This window comes from Bifidobacterium rousetti (genome assembly GCF_008698235.1).
Lineage (GTDB): Bacteria > Actinomycetota > Actinomycetes > Actinomycetales > Bifidobacteriaceae > Bifidobacterium > Bifidobacterium rousetti.
On the sequence record NZ_PEBH01000001.1, the window covers coordinates 146,954 to 170,716 of the forward strand.

Annotated in this window: 19 protein-coding genes and 1 other RNA gene; 17 read left to right on the forward strand and 3 right to left on the reverse strand. The window is 65.7% G+C overall.

Annotated features, from left to right (window positions below):
* The first annotated feature begins 73 nt into the window (after positions 1-73).
* The 5 genes from CSQ85_RS00720 to CSQ85_RS00740 all read left to right on the forward strand — a co-directional run bounded on the left by CSQ85_RS00720 (position 74) and on the right by CSQ85_RS00740 (position 6,751).
* Positions 74-772 (forward strand): DUF4190 domain-containing protein, encoded by a 699-nt coding sequence (locus tag CSQ85_RS00720; RefSeq protein ID WP_150382428.1) that lies wholly within the window; start codon positions 74-76, stop codon positions 770-772.
* A 551-nt stretch (positions 773-1,323) separates the two neighbouring features.
* Entirely contained in the window at positions 1,324-2,199 is an 876-nt protein-coding gene (locus CSQ85_RS00725; protein WP_223846744.1) for a dolichyl-phosphate beta-glucosyltransferase, read from the forward strand.
* A 113-nt stretch (positions 2,200-2,312) separates the two neighbouring features.
* Positions 2,313-4,559 carry an ArnT family glycosyltransferase gene (locus CSQ85_RS00730; protein WP_150382430.1) on the forward strand — a complete coding sequence of 749 codons (2,247 nt, stop codon included), beginning with the start codon at positions 2,313-2,315 and terminating at the stop codon, positions 4,557-4,559.
* Positions 4,560-4,711: 152 nt separating this feature from the next.
* On the forward strand, positions 4,712-5,629 hold the full coding sequence (locus CSQ85_RS00735; RefSeq protein ID WP_150382431.1) for a Bax inhibitor-1/YccA family protein: 918 nt from the start codon (positions 4,712-4,714) through the stop codon (positions 5,627-5,629).
* A 168-nt stretch (positions 5,630-5,797) separates the two neighbouring features.
* The gene (locus CSQ85_RS00740; protein WP_190972812.1) at positions 5,798-6,751 is read left to right on the forward strand and encodes a DMT family transporter; all 954 of its coding nucleotides are present in this window, start codon (positions 5,798-5,800) and stop codon (positions 6,749-6,751) included.
* Between the two features lie 50 nt (positions 6,752-6,801).
* Here CSQ85_RS00740 and CSQ85_RS00745 read toward each other — a convergent pair whose 3' ends face one another.
* Positions 6,802-7,602, reverse strand: coding sequence for a GTP pyrophosphokinase (locus tag CSQ85_RS00745; RefSeq protein ID WP_223846745.1), 801 nt, complete (start codon positions 7,600-7,602; stop codon positions 6,802-6,804).
* 29 nt (positions 7,603-7,631) lie between these two features.
* Here CSQ85_RS00745 and miaB point away from each other — a divergent pair, with 29 nt between their 5' ends.
* Entirely contained in the window at positions 7,632-9,092 is a 1,461-nt protein-coding gene (miaB, locus tag CSQ85_RS00750; RefSeq protein ID WP_190972813.1) for a tRNA (N6-isopentenyl adenosine(37)-C2)-methylthiotransferase MiaB, read from the forward strand.
* Complete coding sequence (gene miaA / locus CSQ85_RS00755; RefSeq protein WP_150382434.1) at positions 9,079-10,089, forward strand: tRNA (adenosine(37)-N6)-dimethylallyltransferase MiaA; 1,011 nt, start codon at positions 9,079-9,081, stop codon at positions 10,087-10,089. The genes miaB and miaA overlap by 14 nt, the downstream gene beginning before the upstream one ends.
* A gap of 55 nt (positions 10,090-10,144) precedes the next feature.
* On the opposite strand, the gene CSQ85_RS00760 is transcribed toward miaA, so the two are convergent.
* Positions 10,145-10,879 (reverse strand): Fic/DOC family protein, encoded by a 735-nt coding sequence (locus tag CSQ85_RS00760; protein WP_150382435.1) that lies wholly within the window; start codon positions 10,877-10,879, stop codon positions 10,145-10,147.
* Positions 10,880-10,974: 95 nt separating this feature from the next.
* Here CSQ85_RS00760 and CSQ85_RS00765 point away from each other — a divergent pair, with 95 nt between their 5' ends.
* The 10 genes from CSQ85_RS00765 (at position 10,975) to secA (ending at position 22,891) form a co-directional block, all read left to right on the forward strand.
* Positions 10,975-13,833, forward strand: a complete 2,859-nt coding sequence (locus tag CSQ85_RS00765) for a DNA translocase FtsK (RefSeq protein WP_150382436.1) — start codon at positions 10,975-10,977, stop codon at positions 13,831-13,833.
* A 108-nt stretch (positions 13,834-13,941) separates the two neighbouring features.
* On the forward strand, positions 13,942-14,595 hold the full coding sequence (gene pgsA, locus CSQ85_RS00770; protein WP_190972814.1) for a CDP-diacylglycerol--glycerol-3-phosphate 3-phosphatidyltransferase: 654 nt from the start codon (positions 13,942-13,944) through the stop codon (positions 14,593-14,595).
* A gap of 9 nt (positions 14,596-14,604) precedes the next feature.
* Positions 14,605-15,189 (forward strand): CinA family protein, encoded by a 585-nt coding sequence (locus CSQ85_RS00775; RefSeq protein WP_150382438.1) that lies wholly within the window; start codon positions 14,605-14,607, stop codon positions 15,187-15,189.
* A 64-nt stretch (positions 15,190-15,253) separates the two neighbouring features.
* Positions 15,254-15,775 (forward strand): helix-turn-helix domain-containing protein, encoded by a 522-nt coding sequence (locus CSQ85_RS00780; protein WP_150382439.1) that lies wholly within the window; start codon positions 15,254-15,256, stop codon positions 15,773-15,775.
* A gap of 65 nt (positions 15,776-15,840) precedes the next feature.
* Positions 15,841-16,074 carry a DUF3046 domain-containing protein gene (locus CSQ85_RS00785; protein WP_107042058.1) on the forward strand — a complete coding sequence of 78 codons (234 nt, stop codon included), beginning with the start codon at positions 15,841-15,843 and terminating at the stop codon, positions 16,072-16,074.
* A 310-nt stretch (positions 16,075-16,384) separates the two neighbouring features.
* Positions 16,385-17,620 carry a recombinase RecA gene (gene recA / locus CSQ85_RS00790; RefSeq protein ID WP_190972815.1) on the forward strand — a complete coding sequence of 412 codons (1,236 nt, stop codon included), beginning with the start codon at positions 16,385-16,387 and terminating at the stop codon, positions 17,618-17,620.
* Between the two features lie 2 nt (positions 17,621-17,622).
* Complete coding sequence (locus tag CSQ85_RS00795) at positions 17,623-18,336, forward strand: regulatory protein RecX (RefSeq protein ID WP_150382440.1); 714 nt, start codon at positions 17,623-17,625, stop codon at positions 18,334-18,336.
* A gap of 58 nt (positions 18,337-18,394) precedes the next feature.
* An RNA gene (rnpB, locus tag CSQ85_RS00800) (RNase P RNA component class A) lies at positions 18,395-18,767 on the forward strand.
* Positions 18,768-19,015: 248 nt separating this feature from the next.
* The gene (gene hpf, locus CSQ85_RS00805; RefSeq protein ID WP_150382441.1) at positions 19,016-19,681 is read left to right on the forward strand and encodes a ribosome hibernation-promoting factor, HPF/YfiA family; all 666 of its coding nucleotides are present in this window, start codon (positions 19,016-19,018) and stop codon (positions 19,679-19,681) included.
* Positions 19,682-19,996: 315 nt separating this feature from the next.
* Positions 19,997-22,891 carry a preprotein translocase subunit SecA gene (gene secA / locus CSQ85_RS00810; RefSeq protein WP_150382442.1) on the forward strand — a complete coding sequence of 965 codons (2,895 nt, stop codon included), beginning with the start codon at positions 19,997-19,999 and terminating at the stop codon, positions 22,889-22,891.
* A gap of 77 nt (positions 22,892-22,968) precedes the next feature.
* On the opposite strand, the gene CSQ85_RS00815 is transcribed toward secA, so the two are convergent.
* Entirely contained in the window at positions 22,969-23,697 is a 729-nt protein-coding gene (locus CSQ85_RS00815; RefSeq protein ID WP_150382443.1) for a TetR-like C-terminal domain-containing protein, read from the reverse strand.
* Between the last annotated feature and the right edge of the window lie 66 nt (positions 23,698-23,763).

Below are 23,763 nucleotides of genomic sequence, written 5' to 3' on the forward strand. Positions count from 1 at the left end.
CGACCCCGCGCCGGTTCCGATAGCGTCGAAGACATACCGCGCAAGTCCCGCGCGCACAGAGAAAGAAGGAACCATGACCAACAACATTCCGCTTCCGGAGCAGGGTCGACCGGGCCCCGGGCACGCGCCCGCCTCCCACGTCAACAAGGGGCTGAGCGCGAGCGCCATCGTCGGACTGGTGTTCGGCGTGCTCGCCGTGCTGCTCAGTTGGGTGCCGATCGTCAACAACTTCGCCGCGGTTCTCGGTGTGATCGGCGTCGTCTTCGCCATTGTCGGAATCGTCGCGACGCGTTCCAAGGGGCGTAAACGCGGCAAGGGTCTGGCGATCGCCGCGGCGATCCTGTCGGTCATCGCCATCGTCATCGTGCTGGTCACCCAGAACAGCTACGGCAAGGCGATGGACAACGCCGCCAATGAACTGCAGCAGAGCGTCCAGCAGAGTCAGGCCGAGCAGAAGAAGGCCGACGAGGAGCGGACGATCACCATGAAAGCCACCAGCAACGGCCCCGCGACCGCGATGTACGGGGGCACGGGGGAAACCCATACGGAGGATTTCAACGGTACGTGGGAGAAGACCATGACCGGCAAGGAGGCCGGTGAGTATCCGACGCTCAGCATCACCTCCAGCGATTACGAGAACCCGGATCAGAACGGCATCCAGTTGTCGTGCGAGATCATCGTGAACGGCAAGAGCGTCTCCAAGCACGACGGCAGCGGAGCGGGCGCGAACGCGTTCTGCGACATCCCCGTGGACTGGAACGCCGGCAAGTGACGGTCCGGTGGATGCCGCGCCGGTGGTCATCGGAATAACGGTGGCCATCGAGGTATCGGTGGTCATCGGGGGTATCGGTGGTCATCGGGGGTATCGGTGGTCATCGGGGGTATCGGTGGTCATCGGGGTGGTGACCATCGGTGCGGCATCCCCGGCGTCTATGTCATATCGATCCCGGCGCAACAATTTCGGGAAAAGAGTCCCGTGTTCCCGAAATTGTTGCGCTTGCCCTTGCTCAGTGCAACAATCTCCGGAAATCAACGGTGATTTCCCGAATTTGTTGCACTGACTCTGACTCAGCGCAACAATCTCGCGAACTCAAGGCTGATTTCGGAGATTGTTGCGCGGAGAACCGGTGATTGACTGGTGATGGCTTCGCGTAGCGGGTGTAGCGGGTGCAGTGGATATGGAGTGGGCATGGAGGGGCTCGGGGGGATCCAATCCGGCCGAACGCGTTCAGAAAGCGTTCAGGAAACGTTGAGACCTTTTCCCCGGGACTGCCGGGAACGCTTTACTTGCGGCTAAGACGCCGCTAGGAAAACGATTGTTCCATGGGAACCATGAACACCGCAGGAACAACGCCAGCTGCCGCGACATCGCAGCCGATGATAACCCGTACATCCCGCACATCCAGTGCAGCCCGCATCACGCCGACCGGCATCGTCGAGCGTGTAGGGGAGCCCGGTCGCGTGGACGCCGACATCGTCATCCCCGTCTACAACGAGCAGGAGCAGCTCGCCGAATCCGTCCTCACACTGATGAACCATCTTGCCTCAAGCCAGATCGAGGGTTGGGCCTACACATGGCAGATCGTCATCGCGGACAACGCCAGCACCGACGAGACCTGGCCCATCGCCACACGCCTCGCCTCCCAATACCCCGGTCGGGTACGCGCCGTGCGTATCGCAAGCAAGGGACGTGGCCGCGCGCTCAAACTCGCCTGGGGCGAGTCGCGCGCCAAGGTCGTCGCCTACATGGACGTCGACCTGTCCACCGACATCTCGCAGACCGGCACCCTCGTGGGCACCCTGGTCTACGGTTTCGCCGACGTGTCCTTCGGCTGCCGTCTCTTCGACGAATCCGAGGTCACGCGATCCGCGAAACGCGAATTCATCTCACGCACCTACAACGGCATGCTGCGCGTGCTGCTCGGCGCCGCCTTCCACGACGCCCAGTGTGGTTTCAAGGCCATGACCGCACCCGCGGCGCGCCATCTGCTGCCCTACATCCAGGACAATGAGTGGTTCTTCGACACGGAGATGCTGCTGTTGGCACAGGCCACCGGCATGCGCATGTACGAGTTCCCCGTCCGCTGGGTCGAGGACCCGGGCAGCACGGTCAACATCCCCGACACCGTGAAGAAGGACCTCAAGGGCATGTGGCGCATGAACGGCACGCTGAGCCGCATGCGCGTCGCCGCCGCCTGATCGTGCATCGCCTCATGCGCGGATCATTTCCCGACGGACCATTGTTCACCGATCACCTTGATCGCTGAGAGCGCTTAGTCGCTTCGATCACTTGACATAAGGACCATTCATCCATGACCATCTCAACCACATCGGCCGCCCCCTCGCAGGTCCGTCCAGCCTCCTCGGCCGCGACGGCGAAAGGCCGGTACCATCGCCCGGACTCCGGCGCCCCCATGCCAGCCGGACGATACGTCGACACCGGCGGCAACGCCACCGTGCGATCCAGCATCGCCACCCGCCGCACCACCGCGGACTGGATCGGCTTCGGCGGCATGATGACGCTCACCGCCGTCATCATGTTCGTCAACCTCACCGCATCCGGCTACGCCAACGAGTTCTACTCCGCCGCCGCCCAGGCCGGCTCCCAGGACTGGTGGGCGTTCCTGTGGGGATCGCTCGACTCGGGCAACGCGATCACCGTCGACAAGCCGCCGGCAGCCATCTGGCTCATGGCCCTGTCCATCCGTGTCTTCGGCCTCAACTCCTTCGCGATCCTCCTGCCCGAGGCCCTGTGCGGCATGGCGAGCGTGTGGATCCTCTACACCACCGTCCGTCGCGCGTGGGGCAACTGGGCCGGCGTCATCGCGGGTCTCACGCTCGCCACCACGCCCGTCGCGGCGTTGATGTTCAGGTTCAACAACCCCGACGCGCTGCTCGTTCTGCTCATGACCGGCGCCACGGCGGCCGTCATGCGCGCCCTCGAATACCCGCGCGACAAGGCCGGCGACCGACGCCGTACCCTGTGGATGATCCTCGCCGGCGTGTGCATCGGCTTCGGATTCCTCACCAAGCAGATGCAGGTGTTCCTCGTCGTCCCCGGCTTCGCGCTCGCCTTCCTCGTGGCGTCGCCCACCGGGCTGATCCGCCGTATCGTCGACGGGCTCGTCGCCGTGGTCGCAGTGATCGTCTCCGCAGGATGGTGGATCGCGCTCACCGTCATCGTGCCGTCCGGCTCCCGACCCTACATCGGAGGTTCCCAGACCGACTCCTTCCTTGAACTCACCTTCGGATACAACGGACTCGGGCGACTCACCGGCAACGAGACCGGTGCCGTCGTCGGCGGTGGCGGCATGGGTGGAGGCGGCAATGGTGGCGGCATGTGGGGCCAGACCGGCCTCAGCCGCCTCTTCGACGGCGAATACGGCGGGCAGATAGCCTGGCTCGCGCCCATCGCCTTCGCCGGCATCGTGATCGGGCTCATCGTCGCCCGCCGCAGCCTGCGCACCGACCTTCGCCGCGCGAACGTCATTGCATGGGGATCGTGGCTCGTCGTCACCTGGCTCACCTTCAGCTTCATGGCGGGCATCTTCCACCAGTACTACACGGTCGCCCTCGCGCCGGCCGTCGCCGCGCTCGTCGCCATCGCCGTCGCGGGGCTGTGGAGCAAGCGGAAGCTGTTCTGGGCGCGCGGAGTCGCCACGGCGCTCGTCCTCGTCAACACGTTCTGGGCGGTCGAGCTGCTCGGCCGCTCCACATGGCTGCCTTGGCTCAAGTACATCGTCATGGCCGCGGGACTCCTCTCGACCCTGCTGCTCGTCATCGCGGCCGCCGCCGCGGCGCCGATGCGCGACATGAGCTTCCTGCGCGGCACCCCGTCCGTGCGTCGCGGCATCTCCATCGCCGGTGCCGTGGCCTGCGCGCTCGCGACGGTGGCGCTCGCCGCCGGGCCGCTGGCATGGACCGCATACACCGTGTCCACTGGTCATACGGGATCGATCGTCACCGCGGGTCCGAACGTCACCAACGCGACCGGCATGGGCGGTGGTCCCGGTGGCGGCATGGGAGGCCCGGGCGGTGGTCCCGGCGGTTCCGGCGGCATGGGTATGCCGGGGCAGTCCGATGGCTCCAGCTCGGACGGCCAGTCCATGCCGGCGATGCCGGGGCAGTCCGGCGCAACCGGTGAATCCGATGGAGACGGCAGCCGTGGCGGCGCCGGCGGACGTGGCGGCATGGGCGGCGGACTGCTTGGCGGCGGCACCGCCAGCGATCAGATCGTCTCCATGCTGCAGGAGGATGCCGGCCAGTACCGTTGGGCGGCGGCCACCACCGGATCGCAGAACGCGGCCAGCTACCAGCTCGCCAGCGAACAGGCGGTCATGGCCATCGGCGGCTTCAACGGCTCCGATCCGGCGCCCACCCTCGAGCAGTTCAAGAGCTACGTCGAGCAGGGGCTCATCCATTACTACATCTCCGGTGGCGGCATGGGCGGCAACCAGCTCGGAGGATCCGACGCCGCGAGCGAGATCGCCTCGTGGGTGGCCGAGAACTTCGAGGCACAGACCGTGGACGGCGTCACCATCTACGATCTGACCGACTGAGCCGGCAGGACGGTTATCGGTCGACGGGCCCCGTTCCGTACGGAATCGGGGCCCGTTTCCGTGTCCACATACGTCCACAGCGAACGTATTCATGGAATCGTAAGCTTTGTTCCCCTAGGATGGTGGGTACAACGAATACAAAAGGAGCCAACATGACATTCGGTCAGCAGCCCCAGCCCAATCCGAACTACGAGCCGCAGGGCGGCAGCAATCTCAATCCCGGGTACGGCGCCGGCCAGCAGTACCAGCAGAACCCGCAGTATCAGTACGCGAACATGAACCAGCAGCAGTACCAGCAGCAGCCCTACGCCCAGCCTCAGTACGCCTACGCGGGGGCCGGCAGCGCCGCGGGGGCGGGCGCCGGCGCCGCCATCGACGGACAGGTCGCCTACTCCTACGAGCAGGCGCGCCGTGTGTCGGTGACCAAGGCGTACGGCGAGATGACCATCGGCCTCATCGTCACCGCGGTGGTCGCCGTCCTCGGACAGGCCACCGGCCTGTACTACGCGTTCCTCATGTCCACCGGCATGTTCGGCCTCATCGGCCTGTGCATCGTGCAGGTCGTGATGGCCGTGATGCTCGGTGCGCGCATCATGAAGATGAGCGTCGGTGCGGCCCGCGCGATGTTCTACGTGTACGCCGCCCTGATGGGCTTCACGCTGAGCTCGATCTTCATGGTCTACGATCTCGGCTCCATCGGCATCGCCCTCGGCGTGACCGCCGGGTTCTTCTTCGCCCTGACGATGTTCAGCCTCACCACCAAGTTCGACATGCTCAAGTTCGGACCGATCCTCATGGTCGGCCTGATCGTGCTCATCATCTCGCAGTTCGTGCTCATGCTCATCCCCGGCGTCAGCGGCATGACCCAGGTCGTGTGCGCCCTCGGCCTGATCCTGTTCGCCGGCATGACCATGTACGACGCGCAGTCCACGCGCGCCCTGTTCGCCCAGTACGAGGCGCAGGGACCGGAGGCCGTCAAGAGGATCTCCATCCTGTGCGCGCTGAACCTGTACCTCGATTTCGTGAACATGTTCCTGTACATCCTGCAGCTGTTCGGCAACAGGGACTGACACGTTGATACGTTGATGAATTGATATGACGGTCCGCTCGTCGACGACCGTCACCGGACGGCCGTCACCGGACGGCGAAGGCCCGATCACCATGTGGTCGGGCCTTTTCATATCCGCAACGTGACGGCGCTACGTTGGAACGCTATGAGAAGACAGGAAATCGTGGGAATGACATGCCTGACGGTGTGCGCGCTGATCTGGGGGTTCGCGTTCGTCGCGCAGGTGCAGGGCATGGACGCCGTCACGCCGCTGTTCTTCAACGCCACGCGGTTCAGCCTCGGCGCCGTCTCGCTGCTGCCGGTGATGCTCGTGCTGCGTCGCAGGCATGGCGGACGGAGCGGAACCGAAGAGACCGCCGTCGATGCGGCCACGACCGGCGGGACCGGAACCGCAGCCACCGGAACCGCAGTCAAGGGCCTCCTCGCCAATCCGCTCGTCGTCGGTGTGATCTGCGGCGTCGTGCTGTTCACCGCGAGCACCCTGCAGCAGTACGGCATCCTGTACGGCAAATCGGCCGGACGCGCCGGGTTCCTCACCGCCCTGTACATCGTGATGGTGCCGTTGCTCGCCTTCGTGTTCCTGCGCCGTCGCATCGGCGCGCTCGTCGGTGTCGCGGTTCTTCTCGCGGTCGTCGGCTTCTATTTCCTGTGCGTGACCGATGGCTTCGGTTCGTTGGGCATCGCCGATCTCCTGCTGGTGTTCACGGCGGTGCTGTTCGCCACGCACATCCTCGTCATCGACGAACTCGGCGCCCGCGTCGACGCGATCACGCTTTCGTTCGTCCAGTTCTGCACCACGGCGGTCCTGAGCTGGATCGGCTCGGGCATCGAGGGGTCCATCGACTGGTCCGGAGCTGCCGCCGCGTGGCCGCCCATCGTCTACGCGGGCGTCGGATCGGTGGGTGTCGCCTATACGTTGCAGGCGGTGGGGCAGCAGTGGGTGCCGCCGACCCGAGCCAGCCTGCTGATGAGTCTGGAATCGTTCTTCTCGGTGGTCGGCGGCGCGATCTTCCTCGGCGAGGTGATGACCCCGCGCGGATACCTCGGATGCGCCCTCATCTTCGCGGGCACCCTGCTGGCCCAGACGCCGGCGAAACTGCCGGCGTGGCTGAGCCGCAGTTGAGCCGCCAAGCCACGCCGTTAAGTCGTCGAACCGTCGGACTGCGGTTCGGCTCAGCTCGTCGTCTTCGGGGTCTCCTCGACCTGCGGCGCGCCGTTGATGTCGCGGTGGATGTTCTGCATCTGCACCTCGATGTTCTGCAGCGAGCGCGCGCAGTCGAGCAGCGTCTGCGAGTGCTCGCTCAGCTTGGCGTCCGGCAGATCCGTCTTGTAGCGCAGCGCGTGCTCGAGGCTTGCCCAGTAGTCCATCGCGATGGTGCGGAACTGCACCTCCACGGGCGTGTAGTGCGCGCCGGAGGAGAGGAACACCGGAACCGCGTAGATCACATGCAGTGAACGGTAGCCGTTCTGCTTCGGGTTCTTGATGTAGTCCTTGACGCGCAGCACCTGGATATCCGACTGCGCCGACAGGTAGTTCGACACCGAATACACGTCGTCGCGGTAGTTGCAGATCACGCGGATGCCGGCCACGTCGAACAGGTTGTCCTTGATCGAGTTCACGGCCAGCGGCAGGCCCTTGCGTTCGAGCTTGCCGATGATCGAGTTCACCGACTTCAGCCGGCGTTCCATGTGATGGATCGGGTCATGGCTGAACCGGACCTGGAACTCGTTGTCGAGGATCTCCAGCTTCGTGGAGATCTCGTACATGGCGCCCTCATACACCTGCATGATGTCGACGAATTCGGTGATCTGCTCGGCGTCGAACGTGGCGTCCGAAAGATTGAGGCCCTTGAGTCGGGCCTTCAGATCAGCGCTGCTCAATCTGGAATGACGGTCAAGTATCACGCACACCAATATACCGTTCGGCCCGCGTCCGAGCTGAACGTTTGCGGGGAATACAAGGAATCTTCGCATGACCCGACCGTCTCATAGAATGAGCCGCTATGAATGAAGACATGATGACCGAGGCGGAGCGCGCCTCGATTCAGGCCGGTTCCGCCGAAGCCGAGGGGCTCGCCGGACGGCGCGGCAAGGGCGTGTTCCACATCCACACGCTCGGATGCCAGATGAACGTGCACGACTCCGAGCGCATCGCCGGCGTGCTCGAGGCCGACGGCTACGTGCCGGCCACCGAGGAGCAGGTGCTGTCCAACGATCTCGACCTGATCGTGCTCAACACCTGCGCGGTGCGCGAGAACGCCACCGAGAAGATGTACGGCACCGTGGGCCGATACAACCGCATCAAGCTCCACCGCCCGAACCTGCAGATCGCCGTCGGCGGATGCATGGCGCAGATCGACCGCAGGAAGATCGCGGACAAGGCGCCGTGGGTGTCCGCCGTCTTCGGCACGAAGAACATCGACGTGCTGCCCAAGCTCCTCGACCAGAACCGCATCACCGGCAAGGCGCAGGTGGAGGTCGCCGACAAGCTCGACCTGCTGCCCAGCGAGCTGCCCGCCGCCCGCGCCTCGCGTGTGAGCGCATGGGTCGCGATCTCGGTGGGATGCAACAACACCTGCACGTTCTGCATCGTGCCCACCACGCGCGGCAAGGAGAAGGATCGCCGTCCCGGCGACATCCTCGACGAGATCCGCGCATGCGTGGCCAACGGCGCCAAGGAGGTCACGCTGCTCGGCCAGAACGTCAACTCGTTCGGCTACGGCATGGGCGACCGCTACGCGTTCAGCAAGCTGCTGCGCGCCTGCGGCACGATCGACGGCCTCGAACGCGTGCGCTTCACCTCGCCGCATCCGGCCGCGTTCACCGACGATGTGATCGCCGCCATGGCCGAGACCCCGAACGTCATGCACCAGCTGCACTTCCCGCTGCAGTCCGGCTCCGACCGGATCTTGAGGGCGATGCGCCGCTCCTACCGATCCGCCAAGTTCATGGATATCCTCGGCCGCATCCGCGCCGCCATGCCGGACGCGCAGATCTCCACCGACGTCATCGTCGGATTCCCCGGGGAGACCGAGGAGGACTTTCAGGCCACGCTGGACGTGGTGCGTGAGGCGCGGTTCTCCTCAGCGTTCATGTTCATCTACTCGCCGCGTCCCGGCACGCCGGCCGCCTCGATGCCGCAGATCCCGCACGACGTGGTCCAGGACCGATTCGACCGTCTGGTCGCGTTGCAGGAGCAGATCACCGAGGAGAACCTCGCCACGTTCGAGGGGCGTGACGTCGAGGTCATGATCACCGGCATGCAGGGCAAGAAGGACTCCGACACACATCGCGTCACCGGCCGTGAGAAGACCGGCGTGCTCGTGCACATCCGCGTGCCCGAGGGCGAGCCCATTCCGCAGATCGGCGATTTCGTCACCGTCACCGTCACCCATGCGGGCCGGCACAACCTGCTCGCCGACCCCGATCCGAAGGCAGGCCAGACCTATCATGTCCGTCACTGAGAGCGCCGTCACCGAACCCCGCGTCGTCTCCATCGTCGGCCCCACCGCCTCCGGCAAGACCGGTCTCGGCATCGCCATCGCCAAACGCCTCGCCGAACAGGGGGAGCGGGCCGAGATCGTCAACGCCGACGCCTACCAGATGTACCGCGGCATGGACATCGGCACCGCCAAGCCCACCCCCGAGGAGCAGGCGGCCGTGCCCCATCATCTGATCGACATCATCGACCCAGACGAGACGATGACCGTCGCGAAGTTCCAGAGGATCGCCCGCGAGACGATCGCCGACCTCAAGTCGCGCGGCGTCCGCCCGATCCTGGTCGGCGGATCGGGCCTGTACGCGCGGGCGGCGATCGACGACATCAGCTTCCCCGGCACCGATCCGGCGGTCAGGGAGCGTCTCGAGGAGCGCGAGAGGACCGAAGGCGCCGGCGCGCTGTTCGCCGAGCTCAAGGCCAAGGACCCCGAGGCCGCCGCACGCATGGACCCGCGCAACCCTCGCCGCACGATCCGTGCGCTCGAGGTCATCGAGCTGACCGGCAGGCCGTATTCGGCGAGCCTGCCGCGCTACCGCTACGTGATCCCCTCGGTGCAGATCGGCCTCGATCTGGACCGCAGGGAGCTTGACCGGCGCATCGAGATCCGCACCGCGCGGATGCGCGAACAGGGCTTCCTCGAGGAGGTGCGCCGCCTGCGCCCCCATCTGGGGTTCACCGCGGGCCGGGCCCTGGGCTACCAGCAGATGATCGACCTGCTCGATGGCATGTGGGACGAGGACGACGATGCGTGGATCGACATCGCGCAGAAGACCCGGCGTCTCGCCCGCAAGCAGATGGGCTGGTTCGGCCGGGACCCGCGCATCCACTGGCTCGAGGCCCTGAACCCGCGTCTGGTGGACAACGCGATGGCGATCATCGTCCATGCCGACGCCGGCGACTACGACGCCATCGACGCCCGCGCCGACGAATACACGCAGCACCATCTGGGCGACATCGTCTGAAGTGCCTGAAGTGCCTGGGGCCGGGGCGGGCGGCGCGGGCGAAGCGAGCGAAACGTCAGTGCGCCGGCCCCTGCTCGAACCCGGCGATCAGGAACACGCGCGTCGGGTTCGCGGGCCGGATGATCCTCGCGAACATCCGCTCGAAGGCGGAGGTGTCGGCCATGTACGCCGCGCGCTTGGCGTGCTTGTACTCGTCGCGTGTGACCGATCCCCAGTCGAGATCCCATCCGGCGTCGTGCGCGAGACGGGAGCCGAAGATGCGCAGCGTCATCGCGTTGCCGCCGCGGAACGGGTGCAGGTAGCCGAGCTCGTCATAGATACGCGAGAACTCGGCTACGAACCTGGGTCGGTCCATCACCTGAAGATTGCGTTTCTCGGCCAGTTCGGAGGCGATGTTCGCCGCACCGGTCTCGATGAGCGCGGCGGGGAAGAACGCCTCCGGGTCATCCGCGCGCCGCGGGTCTTCGGTCTCCTTGCGCGTCGTATCCGTCGTGCGCAGCAGCCCCGCGTCGTCGAACACGCCCTCGAACAGCCCCCTGTGGATCGCGACGAGTTCACGCAGATCGCCGCTCGGCTCCCATCCGCGTTCGGCGAGCAGCACGGTGCGGGCGAACACGCCCGAGGCCGGCGTCCCCTCGCCGTCCGCCACGTCGATCAGCCGGGCCACGTCGACGTCGCCCGACTCATGGCCGGCCGCGGCGCGCATCGTCGCCTCGCCCGGGGTCATCGCTTCCAACGCGCAGTTCCTGAGTGCAAATGCGACTGCGCTCGCACGTTCCGCTGGAGTCATACCAATATGGTAGACCATCGCGCACGGGAAGAGTTCGCGACGATTGGGTGAAGACCGGGATCCGGATACTGCCGGTTCGGTAGATTGGTAACGTTATGGCAAAGACACGATCCGATGCAGGCACGGGGAGAACCGGCGCGAAAGGCGATTCCGCCGGCGAGTTCGAGGAACCGGTGTGGAAGAAGATACTGCTCGCCGTCCCGCGCGCGCTTGGCGCGGCGGTCCGTTCGATATCCGGCGTGGGGGAGTACGACCCCGCCTACCGGCGTGACGGGCTGTGCTTCATCCTGATCGTACTGGCGGTGCTGTTCTGCGCCTCCGAATGGTTCCGTGTCTCCGGTCCGTTCGGCGTGTTCCTGCATTCGATCGCCGCCGGCGTGCTTGGCATGATGAGCGTCGTGCTGCCGGTGCTGCTGTTCCTCACCGCGATCAGGCTGATGCGCAATTCCGGCAGCGGATCGAACAACCCGCGTGTGATGACCGGCTGGGGGCTGCTGCTGTGGTCCATCTGCTCGATCATCGACGTTGCGCGCGCCGCCGGCGTGAACGGGTTCGACTGGGAGCAGCTGCGCGACGCCGGCGGCCTGGTCGGCTACGCGCTCGGCATGCCGCTCGAGGTGGGCCTGTCGAAGGCGTTCGCGATCGTCGTGTTCGTCGTCGTCGCGCTGTTCTCGATCATGCTCATCGCCGGCGTGCACGTCACCGATCTGCCGGGTCTCGCCAAAGGCGCCGTCGCGAGGATCCGCGGCGAGCGGGCCGATGTGGACGGCGATGGCGCGGACGGCCGTTCCCCTAGCGAGGTGCGCGTCGACGACGACACGATCCGGTTCGCCGACGGCGTGCCCACGCATGACGGTACCGAGGAGGGCGAGGACCCCGATGCCGCCAAACGCCGGCCGTCCCTGTTCCAGCGACTGTTCGGACGATTCGTCGGGAGGAAGGACGAGGAGGACCGTTCGCTGGACCGCTACGAGGCCGACGACCCGTTCGTCACCGCGGCGCGTCATCATGGCCAGACCGCGGAGACGCCGGTCGTCGAGCCGTCGGCCACCGTGCCGATGACGTCGATGCCGTCGTTCCCGACGTCGTTCGACGCGATGCCCGCTTCGGCGCATGAGCCGCATGATCCCGCCGCGCAGGACGACGCCACGTCGGCCGTGCCGGTTTCCTCCGTGCCGCTGTCCGCCGTGCCGAGCGGCGTGGGCGTCGACCCGTGGGCGCCTGTCGCGGCCGGCTCCGAGGCCGGCGATCCTCGATCCGCGACGCCGACCGTCGCGATGGGAGCCGGGTCCGGCGCTTACGGCGCCGACACCGACGAGCGCCAGCTCACGCCGAACGCGGCCGCACCGGGTGCCGGCGTCGGCGTCGATGACGATGTGTTCGATCCGACCTCCGACGGAGACATGCCCGCGGTCGAGCCCCCGTACCAGCTGCCCAGTCTGAACCTGCTGGTCAAGGGGCAGCCGCACGCCGCCCGCACCCCCGCCAACGACCGTGTGATCCGCGCACTGACGTCGACGTTCCAGCAGTTCAAGGTCGACGCGAAGGTCGTCGGGTTCCTGCGCGGCCCGTCCGTCACCCAGTACGAGGTCGAGCTCGCGCCCGGCGTCAAGGTCGAGAAGGTCACCAATCTGCAGCGCAACATCGCCTATGCGGTAGCGAGTTCCGACGTGCGCATCCTTTCGCCGATCCCCGGCAAGTCCGCCATCGGTATCGAGATCCCGAACGAGGACCGCGAGATCGTGCATCTGGGCGATGTGCTGCGTTCGTCCGGCGCGATGAGCGACCCCAACCCGATGCTCACCGGCGTGGGCAAGGACGTGGAGGGCAAGTTCGTCACGGCCGACCTGACCAAGATGCCGCATCTGCTGGTCGCCGGCGCCACCGGCTCCGGCAAGTCCAGCTTCATCAACTCGATGCTCACCTCGATCATCATGCGCGCCACGCCCGATCAGGTGCGTCTGATCATGGTCGACCCCAAGCGCGTCGAGCTGTCGGCGTACGCGGGCATCCCGCATCTGCTCACCCCGATCATCACCGATCCGAAGAAGGCCGCGCAGGCCCTCGAATGGGTGGTCAAGGAGATGGACGCGCGCTATTCCGACCTCGAGTATTTCGGGTTCCGCCACGTCAAGGACTTCAACGAGGCCGTGCGAGCCGGCAAGGTGCATGCGCCGGCCGGCTCGGGGCGCAAGGTCGCCCCGTACCCGTACATCCTCGTCGTCGTCGACGAGATGGCCGACCTGATGATGGTCGCCAAGAACGACGTCGAAAGCTCCATCCAGCGCATCACGCAGCTGGCGCGAGCGGCCGGCGTGCATCTGGTGCTCGCCACGCAGCGCCCGTCCGTCGACGTGGTCACCGGCCTGATCAAGGCGAACATCCCGTCGCGACTGGCGTTCGCCACGTCGTCCGCCACCGATTCGAGGGTCATCCTCGACACCACCGGCGCCGAGACCCTGATCGGACAGGGTGATGCGCTGTTCCTGCCGATGGGCGAGGCCAAGCCGAGGCGCGTGCAGGGCTCGTGGGTCTCCGAATCGGAGATCCGCAAGGCGGTCGAGTTCGTGCGCACGCAGCGCAAGCCGAAATACCGCGAGGACATCGAGCAGATGGCCCAGGAGGCGGAGAAGAAGGGGCTCGAGCCGGACGAGGAGATCGGCGACGACATGGACGTGCTGCTGCAGGCGGCGGAACTCGTCGTCACCACGCAGTTCGGTTCCACCTCGATGCTCCAGCGCAAGCTCAGGGTCGGTTTCGCCAAGGCCGGCCGTCTGATGGACCTGCTGGAGTCCCGTGGCGTTGTCGGTCCCTCCGAGGGTTCGAAGGCCCGTCAGGTGCTCGTCCAGCCGCAGGATCTGCCGGCGGTGCTGTCCTTCATCAGGGGCGAGACCGGTTCGCTGCAGTCGTCCGGCCCGGCCGCCGGCCAGCAGGGCCAGCCCCAGTTGCAGTAGCGGCCGGTGGTGGAGGGCGGATTCCCAGCGTATCGTCAGCATCCACCCGCCTTCCGTTCGTCATGGGTCCAGCGAAGGTGTAGATAAGTGCGGGTAGTGTGAGGAATCATGACTGACGAACAGACTATCGAAAACAAGAAGTCGTCGCTTTTTGATGGCTGGAACGCCCCGCCGAACCTCGTCACCTACTCCCGCATCGTGCTGGTGGTGATCTTCCTCGGGCTGTACATCGCCGCCGGACCGTGGGGCGAGGACAACCCGACGATGCGCTGGGTCGCCGGTGTGATCTTCATCGTCGCCGCGTCCACCGACAAGCTCGACGGCTGGATGGCACGCAAGTACAATCAGGTCACCGAGCTCGGCAAGCTCATGGATCCGATCGCCGACAAGCTGCTCACCTGCGGCGCGCTGATCGTCGCCTCCGTCTTCGACGAATTCCCGTGGTGGGCCACGGCGCTGTTCCTCATCCGCGAGATCGGCATCACCGTGATGCGCTTCTTCGTGATGGAACGCCCCGGCGGCAAGGTCATCGCCGCCGCATGGCCCGGAAAGCTCAAGACCCTCTTCCAGTGCATCGGCCTGTCCCTGCTGCTGTTGCCGTTCTGGGTCTTCGACGACGGGCAGGCCATGCCCGCGTGGCTGCAGGGCTATTACTTCCTCACCTACGCGCTGCTTTACGTGGCGCTGGTGCTGTGCCTGTACTCCGGCGGCGTGTACCTGTACAACACGTTCGTCGGCTCGAAGAAGAAGCAGGGGGAATAGGAAGCGAACATGCAACCTGACACGCTCGCCGCGGCGCTGTTGCGGTGGTGCGAACGGCGCGGGCTCAAGATCGCCTGCGCCGAATCACTGACCGGAGGTCTTCTGGCCGACGCCTTCGTGCGCGTGCCGGGGGCCTCCAAGGTCTTTCTGGGATCCGCCGTCACCTATGACATCAAGGCCAAGGCCAGGATCCTCGGCGTCGACAGGGCGCTGCTCGAGCGCGAGGGGGCGGTCCATCCCGAGGTCGCGCGGCAGATGGCCGCGTCCACCGCGCACCTGTACGCGCAACCGGAATACGACGGCGCGATCGTGGGGCTGTCGACCACCGGCGTCGCCGGCCCCGGCCCTGACGGCGACAAGCCGGCCGGTCTCGTCTACGCCGGCATCTCCGTTCCGGCTGCCCCGTCGATCCCCGACCTGCTCGCTCCGATGAGGGAGATTCCGGGCTCGCAGGGCGTCGTCGAGGACCGGGACGGCCGCCTCACCGTGGCCGTCGAACTGAGGCTCGACGGGTCCCGCGAACAGGTGCGGACGCGCACCGTCGGCAGTCTCCTGCGAATCGTGAGCATACTCACAGGCATTTCACAGGAATAAAACCGGTCCCGTTCGCTGTTGGTCGTAATAGAAGGCAAACGAATCGTACGAAAGGGATGGGGTTATGAGCACGATGACTCGCATTGAGGAGCAGAACGACATCAAGACCACTTCGATGGTGCGTCCGGGCACCGCGCGCATGCGCGAGCTGACCCCGGCCCAGCGTCGCGCTGTCATGTTCGCCCAGCAGCAGGTGATCATGGCCCGTGCCGCCAAGAAGGCGAAGGATGAGGCCGAGGAGGCCCGCCGTCGCATGTGGGACGAGGCCGAGAACGTCGAGCGCGCTCCCCGCGCCGCGTCCGCATCCGCCGTCGAGTCCGCCAAGCCGCAGTCGCGCGATACGACCGAGCTGACGTTGCGCGAGGCCATCGGCCGCGTGCTGCGCGACCTGCGTTCGCGCGACCGCAAGACCCTGCGCGAGGTCAGCGAGAAGGCCGGTGTCTCGCTCGGATACCTTTCCGAGGTGGAGCGCGGGCAGAAGGAGGCCAGCTCCGAACTGCTGAGCTCCATCGCCGAGGCGCTGGGCGTCAGCACCGCGCAGCTGCTGCGCATGGTCGCCGACCGCCTCGACATGGTCGAGGCGTAACGAAGTCGGACGGAAGAAGTAGCCGGTGGCGGCGTAGGCCGGCCACCGGCTACACTTATGTGCCCGTGAGGGAACGTGAATTCTGGCAGTTGCTTGAAGAGGTGTTCGGCCGCAGCTACGGGCGGGCGCTGTCGCGCGATCAGGAGCTGACCGCGCTGGACAACATGACCGTCGTCGAGGCGCTGGAGTCGGGGGAGGAGCCCCGTGTCGTCTGGAACGTGCTGTGCGACCAGATGGGCATCCCCGATTCGGCGCGTTGGGGGCGCGATCACAACGCGCCGCCGATGCCCGCACGATGAGGTGGAACATCGTTTTTCCGTCTTTCCTTGTGCCTTTTCGGTGCCTTTCGGCGTGTCCTGACGAAAATTCGAACAAATGTTCGCGTCTGTGGGCTATAGTGGTCTCCAGCGAATATGACAATGCGGAATCGATGTGGTCGATTCCCCTCCACTCGTGCGGGACTCGTGCGGGACGCCCATGGGCACGTCCGTGAATGTTGTGCACATCGGCGGGGCTTCGACCACATGGGCCGGTGCGCCTTGCCAAGCGTGAAACGCGTTGCGTAGCGTGAGGGGCGATCATCAGCCACAACCGTCGAAGGAGTACACCATGGCACAGAAATCAAGCGCCGCAGCAGAGAAGACGAAGGGGCAGCCGCAGGATCTGCGGCACGATTCTGACCCCAACCGCAAGGCGGCGCTCGACGCCGCGCTGGCGCAGGTCGAGAAGAGCTTCGGCAAGGGCTCGGCGATGAGGCTGGGCGACCGTCCGGAGCAGAACGTCGAGGTCATCCCCACCGGATCCCTCGCCCTCGACATGGCGCTCGGTATCGGTGGCCTGCCCAAGGGCCGCATCATCGAGATCTACGGACCGGAATCCTCCGGCAAGACCACGTTGGCGCTGCATGTGGTCGCCAACTCGCAGAAGGCCGGCGGCATGGCCGCGTTCATCGACGCCGAGCACGCGCTCGACCCGGTGTACGCCCGCAAGCTCGGCGTCGACACCGATTCGCTGATCGTCTCCCAGCCGGACAACGGCGAGCAGGCGCTGGAGATCGCGGACATGCTCATCCGCTCCGGCGCGCTCGACGTGATCGTCATCGACTCGGTGGCGGCCCTCGTGCCCAAAGCCGAGATCGAAGGCGACATGGGCGACAGCCACGTCGGTCTGCAGGCCAGGCTCATGAGCCAGGCGCTGCGCAAGATGACCGGCGCGCTCGCCCAGGCCGGCACCACCGCCATCTTCATCAACCAGCTGCGTGAGAAGATCGGCGTGTTCTTCGGCAGCCCCGAGACCACCACCGGCGGCAAGGCGCTCAAGTTCTACTCGTCGGTGCGTCTCGACATCCGCCGCATCCAGACCATCAAGAACGGCGAGGAGGCCGTCGGCAACCGCACGCGCGTCAAGGTCGTCAAAAACAAGATGGCCCCGCCGTTCAAGTCCGCCGAGTTCGACATGCTCTACGGCGAGGGCATCTCCCGCGAGGGCTCCGTGATCGACATGGCCATCCAGGTCGGCGTCGTCAAGAAGTCCGGTTCCTGGTTCACCTATGGTGAGGACCAGCTGGGGCAGGGCCGCGAGAAGGTCCGTCAGTTCCTCAAGGACAATCCGGCCGTCACCGAGGAGATCGAGAACAAGGTCAAGGAGAAGTTCGGCCTCATCAAGCCCACCGACCAGTTCGCCGAGGACGATGCCACCAAGGCCGCCTCCGAAGCGGACGCCAACACCGAGGACGTGTCCGCCACCGCGGCCAACACCGGTGCCAAATCAGGCAAGACCGCGGCCGGTTCCGCCGTCTCGGCTTCGTTGTCCGCCCCGTCCGCGAAGTCCGGGGCCAAGGCCTGACGATGATCAGTGCCGAGGAGTTCCTCCGGCGCCATCCCGTCGCGCCGGAGGAGGACGCCGGGCGCCACACGTACGGGGATTCCATGCGCGGCGAAGGCATCCGCGAGCGTTTCGTGGGGAGGCCCGTCCAATCTCGTCCCGGTCAGAGAACCGACGTCGATGACTCCGATGGGGAGGCGTCTGATGGCGGCGATTCCCTCGCCGCCCGCACTCCGCGGTTCTCCCGCTGGGGGAGGGGATCCGGCGAGGTGGAGAATCCGGCCGACGCCGACGCCTGCCGTGAGGCGGCCCTTCGATTGCTGGACGCCGCGGCGCGGTCGTCCGGTACGCTGCGTGGCAGGCTGCTCGACAGGGGATACGCCGCGGATGTCGTCGACGAGGTCATCGACCGGCTGACCGAGCTTCATCTGCTCGACGACCGCGACTACGCCGAATCGGTGGTGCGTAGCTGCGCCGGTCGCATGATGGGCCGGCGTGGAACAGTCATGGAGCTCACACGCAAGGGCGTCGACCGCGCGATGGCCGCCTCCGTGGCCGACGAGGCCGAGCGTCAGGGCGTGTTCGAGGATGCCGCATGGGAGCTCGGGCGTCAGGTGGCGCGCCGGACCGAGGGGCTTGAGCGGCAGGTGCGCCAGCGCCGCCTGTGGTCGGCCGGCGGGCGAAAGGGACACGATCCCGAAACGCTGCGCCGGGTCGCGCACGAACTGCTGGACTGAGCCTCCGGCTCAGGTGGTATCGGGTGTTATCCGTGGGCTATGTATAATGGTCCGCTTGTGAGACCTCTTGATGGCCGCGGTCGCGGACTTCATTGCGAGTGACTGAGGAACTTCCGGGCTCCACAGAGCACGATGGCGGATAACGTCCGCCCAGGGTGACCTGAGAGATAGCGCAGCAGAGAACAGACCGCCCGTCCACGACGGGTAAGGGTGAAACGGTGGTGTAAGAGACCACCGGGCCGCTGGTAACAGTGAGCCGCATGGCAAGCCTCATCGGGAGCAAGGCCAAGCAGATGGCGGTAAGGGCTGCTCGCCCGTGCCATCGGGTAGGCTGCTAGAGCCTGGCGGCGACGTCAGGTCGAGATGGATGGCCATCCGTTCCCGCGTTCGCGCGGGAACGACAGAACCCGGGGTATAAGGGGTCTCACTTTTCTTTTGGTTTCCTGCGACTTCCCGCATCCTCCCCGGTCCGGGATCACCCGATCCGTTGGGGTCGGCGGCAAACGCACAGCATACACACCGGAATATTTCACGGCGAAGTCGGAAAAGAAACATATCGCTCCCCGCGAGTTCTACCGTCGTTTACGCGAGGTTCGTCTACAATGATTCATACCCGGCCGGTGAAGACGCCGATCGGGACGCAAATAGCGGGCAACCGCTTGAGTCAAGGGAGGTCCACATGGAAATCGTCGTTACCGGACGTCACACGCAGGTCAAGCAGAGGTTCCGTGATGTCGTAGAGAGCAAGATGAATCGTGTGACCGCTATCGCCCCGGATGCGCAGCGCGCGCAGATCGTGCTCACGCACGAGGGCAACCCGCGTCAGGCGGACACCGCCAAGCGCGTGGAAATCACCATTATCGCCGGTCGCACCGTGGTGCGCGCCGAGGCCTCGAGCGCCGATGAGTTCAGCGCGCTCGACATGGCGCTCGACAAGCTGACCCTCCGCCTGCGCCGCACCCGCGACCGCCGCAAGGATCACCGTCGCGGTTACACCAATCCCGCTCCCGTCGATCTGGGCGTCGTCGAGCCCGAGGTCGTGGAGGAGAGCGAAGCGGAGGAGCCGAACAACAGCCCCGCCGCCGCGGTCGCCTCCGATCTGGGTCCGGGCGAGTCCGTGGAGGTCCAGGTCGGCGATACGCCGATCGTCATCCGCCGCAAGCTGCACCTGGCCGAGCCGATGAGCATCGACGAGGCCCTGTACGAGATGGAGCTGATCGGACACGACTTCTTCCTGTTCGTCAACAAGGAGACCGGTCGCCCGTCCGTCGTCTACCACCGTCACGGCTGGAGCTACGGCGTGTTCGAGATCGACACCCCGGAGAACGTCGCGAAGGGCAAGTGATCCGGGAACGATCCGCAATCCAATGGCAATCCAATAATCCATTCCAGATGATCCATTGAAGGATCGCAGGGGCTCCCTCGCCGAGGACATCGCGCGGGGGAGCCCCTTCGCATGCCCCGCGCGACTTTTCCATCACCTTTCCCATGCCTTCCCATACCTCAATGTGGGAATACGGCGACGTTATCGGCAATGTCGCGTATGATGGTCGGCAGTGTGTCCGCCGCCCGTGCATCGTCAACGCGATGCACGAGACCGACAAACAGTTCGTACACATGTGACAGGCGGCGGACGTAACGAACGACACAGGAGCGAATAGTGGTAGATATCGTTGATAAGGCCCTGCGCATGGGCGAAGGCCGCCAGATCAAGAAGCTCGAGAACGTGGCCAAGGCCGTGAACGCCCTCGAGGATCAGGTCTCGGCGCTCTCCGACGAGGAGCTCAAGGCCCAGACGCCCAAGTTCAAGCAGGAGCTCGACAACGGCAAGAAGCTCGACGACATCATGCCCGAGGCCTTCGCCACCGTGCGTGAGGTCTCCAAGCGCACCCTCGGCCAGCGTCACTTCGACGTGCAGCTCATGGGCGGCGCCGCGCTGCACTGGGGCAACATCGCCGAGATGAAGACCGGTGAAGGCAAGACTTTGGTCGCCACCCTGCCGGCGTACCTGAACGCCCTCGAGGGCAAGGGCGTGCACGTCGTCACCGTCAACGACTACCTCGCCAGCTACCAGAGCGAGCTGATGGGCCGCATCTACCGCTTCCTCGGCATGAACGTCGGCTGCATCCTCACCGAGCAGAAGCCGCCGGAGCGCCGCAAGCAGTACAACGCCGACATCACCTACGGCACCAACAACGAGTTCGGCTTCGACTACCTGCGCGACAACATGGCGTGGGAGAAGAACGAGCTGGTGCAGCGCGGCCATCACTTCGCCATCGTCGACGAGGTCGACTCCATCCTCATCGACGAGGCCCGTACCCCGTTGATCATCTCCGGCCCGGCCGAGGGCGACGTCACCCGCTGGTACCGCACCTTCGCCAAGCTGGTCCTGAAGCTCACCCGCGACGAGGACTACGAGGTCGACGAGAAGAAGAAGGTCGTCGGCATCAAGGACCCGGGCATCACCAAGGTGGAGGACTTCCTCGGCATCGACAACCTGTACGAGCCGGCCAACACCGCCCTGATCGGCTACCTCAACAACGCGATCAAGGCCAAGGAGCTGTTCCTGCGCGACCGCGACTACGTCGTCACCCACGGCGAGGTCCTCATCGTCGACGAGCACACCGGCCGAGTGCTGCCGGGCCGCCGCTACAACGAGGGCCTGCATCAGGCCATCGAGGCCAAGGAGGGCGTGGAGGTCAAGGCCGAGAACCAGACCTTCGCGACCATCACCCTGCAGAACTACTTCCGCATGTACGACAAGCTCTCCGGCATGACCGGTACCGCCGAGACCGAGGCGGCCGAGTTCATGAGCACCTACAAGCTGGGCGTGCTGCCGATCCCGACCAACCGCCCGATGATCCGCAAGGACCAGGACGACTTCATCTTCCGCACCAAGAAGGAGAAGCTCGCCGCCGTCATCAAGGACGTCGCCGCCCGCCACGCCAAGGGCCAGCCGGTCCTGCTCGGCACCGCGTCCGTCGAGAGCTCCGAGGTCGTCTCCACGCTGCTCGACGTCGCCAACATCCCGCATCAGGTCCTCAACGCCAAGCAGCACGACAAGGAGGCCGCGATCGTCGCGGTCGCCGGCCGCAAGGGCGCCGTCACCGTGGCCACCAACATGGCCGGTCGTGGTACCGACATCATGCTCGGCGGCAACGTCGAGTTCCTCGCCGACGCCAAGCTCAAGTCCGAGGGCTACTCGCCGGAGGACACCCCGGAGGAGTACGAGAAGCGCTGGCCGGGCACCCTGAACGAGGTCAAGGCCCAGGTCAAGGACGAGCACGAGGAGGTCAAGGAGCTCGGCGGCCTGTACGTGCTGGGCACCGAGCGCCACGAGTCCCGTCGTATCGACAACCAGCTGCGCGGTCGTTCCGGCCGTCAGGGCGATCCGGGCGAGTCCCGCTTCTACCTGTCCCTCGAGGACGACCTGATGCGCCTGTTCAACACGCAGCTCGTCGCCCGCGTGATGGCCAAGGGCCTGCCGGAAGGCGAGCCGATCCACTCCAAGAGCGTCTCCAAGGGCGTGCGCACCGCGCAGAAGGCCCGTGAGTCGCAGAACTTCGAGATCCGTAAGAACGTCCTCAAGTACGACGATGTGATGAACAAGCAGCGCACCGTCATCTACGCCGAGCGTCAGGCGGTGCTCAAGGGCGAGGACATCCACGAGGACATCGAGCGCTTCATCTCCGACACCGTGGAGAGCTACGTCAAGGGCGCCAACAACGGCTCCGACAAGCCGAAGGACTGGGATTGGGAGGGCCTGTTCAAGGCGCTCAACACCGTCCTGCCGACCGACGTGACCGTCGAGGAGGCCGAGAAGGCCGCCGAAGGCAAGAAGGGCGAGAAGGCCGTCGAGGCCGTGCGCGACGTGATCGTCGCCGACGCCAAGGCCAAGTACGCCGAGTTCGAGGACAAGCTCGGCGCCGACGGCCTGCGCCAGCTCGAGCGCCGCGTCGTGCTCGCCGTGCTTGACCGCAAGTGGCGCGAGCACCTCTACGAGATGGACTACCTCAAGGACGGCATCGGCCTGCGCGGCATGGGTCAGCGCGACCCGCTGGTCGAGTACCAGCGTGAGGGCTATCAGATGTACAACTCCATGATCGACGCGATCAAGGAGGAGACCGTCCAGCTGCTGTTCCACGTCGACATCCAGCAGATCGCCAGGACCGAGGACGCCGAGGAGCAGACCGACGCCTCCGCCGCGGCCGACGCCGTCAACGCGACCGGCCCGGACGAGAACGGCGAGACCGCCGCCGAGGCCGCCGAAGGCGAGGGCGAGACCGAAGCCGAGGAGGAGAGCGCCGAGGAGAAGCAGGCGATCGCCGAGGCCGCGAAGGCCTCCGAGGCTGGCGAGGCCACCTCCGCCATCTCCGGCCCGGCCCCGATCAGCCACGCCGAGGGCAAGGTCCCGGCCAACAAGCGCCCGAAGAACGAGGAGCTCAAGACCCCGTGGGCTGACGGCCGCACGTTCCCCGGCACCGGCAAGAACGCGCTGTGCCCGTGCGGTTCCGGCCGTAAGTACAAGATGTGCCACGGCCAGAACGAGCAGTGAGCTGACCGCTCTGCACGAATGAAGAAAGCCCCGCTGGTTCACGTGATGATGAATCGGCGGGGCTTTCCCGTATCTACTCAGCGAGTTTCCGCTGTCTCTGTCGTTTCGTCGAGCAGCTGCAGGTTCTCCCGGTAGACCTCGGGCCCCGAATGCGAGATCAGGTTCGAGGTCATGCCGACCATGAGTTCGATGGACTCCCGCCTGCCTCGGCGGAACCAGTCTTTGAGCATGTTCACGACCCCTCCGGCGATGTAGCCGAACTGGTAGTCGATGAGCGTCTTCGCCATCGTCGGGTCGACCATCGTCGGGTCGACCGTCATCCGATCAGTCGTCGTCTCGCCGGCGCCGGACGCGTCGTCCGCGCCGGCCACGCCGTCGGTCCCGATGGCGTGGCCGGTGGTTATCCCCAGAGTGATCTGCGGCGCGACCGTCTCGGTGCAGACCTTGGAAATCGCGTCGATGATGTCTGCGTACAACCCGCAGCCGGACGGCGTCGACAGCAGCGAGAGGAGCTGTTCCCGTCCGTCCAGTGACATGTAGACCTCGCGAATGAACGGCCGGTAGTCGCCGTTGCACATCTCCTGGGTGTGCCGGTGCGTCATGTCCGTGTACATGTCGATCAGATCGAGCCTGAGTTGGTCGAACATGTCGTATACATCGTGGTAGTGCGCGTAGAACGTGACGCGGTTGACATCGGCCAGTTCCGTCAGTTCGGTGACCGTGATCCTGTTCAGGGGCTTGTCGGCCAGCAGACGTAGCAGCGCCTCCTGCAGAAGAAGACGCGTGCGCCGTGTTCGGCGATCCATTTTGACGTCATTTTTAGTGTTCATTGTCGTTTTTCCTACAGCTGTTGGTCATATTCGTAGCTTATC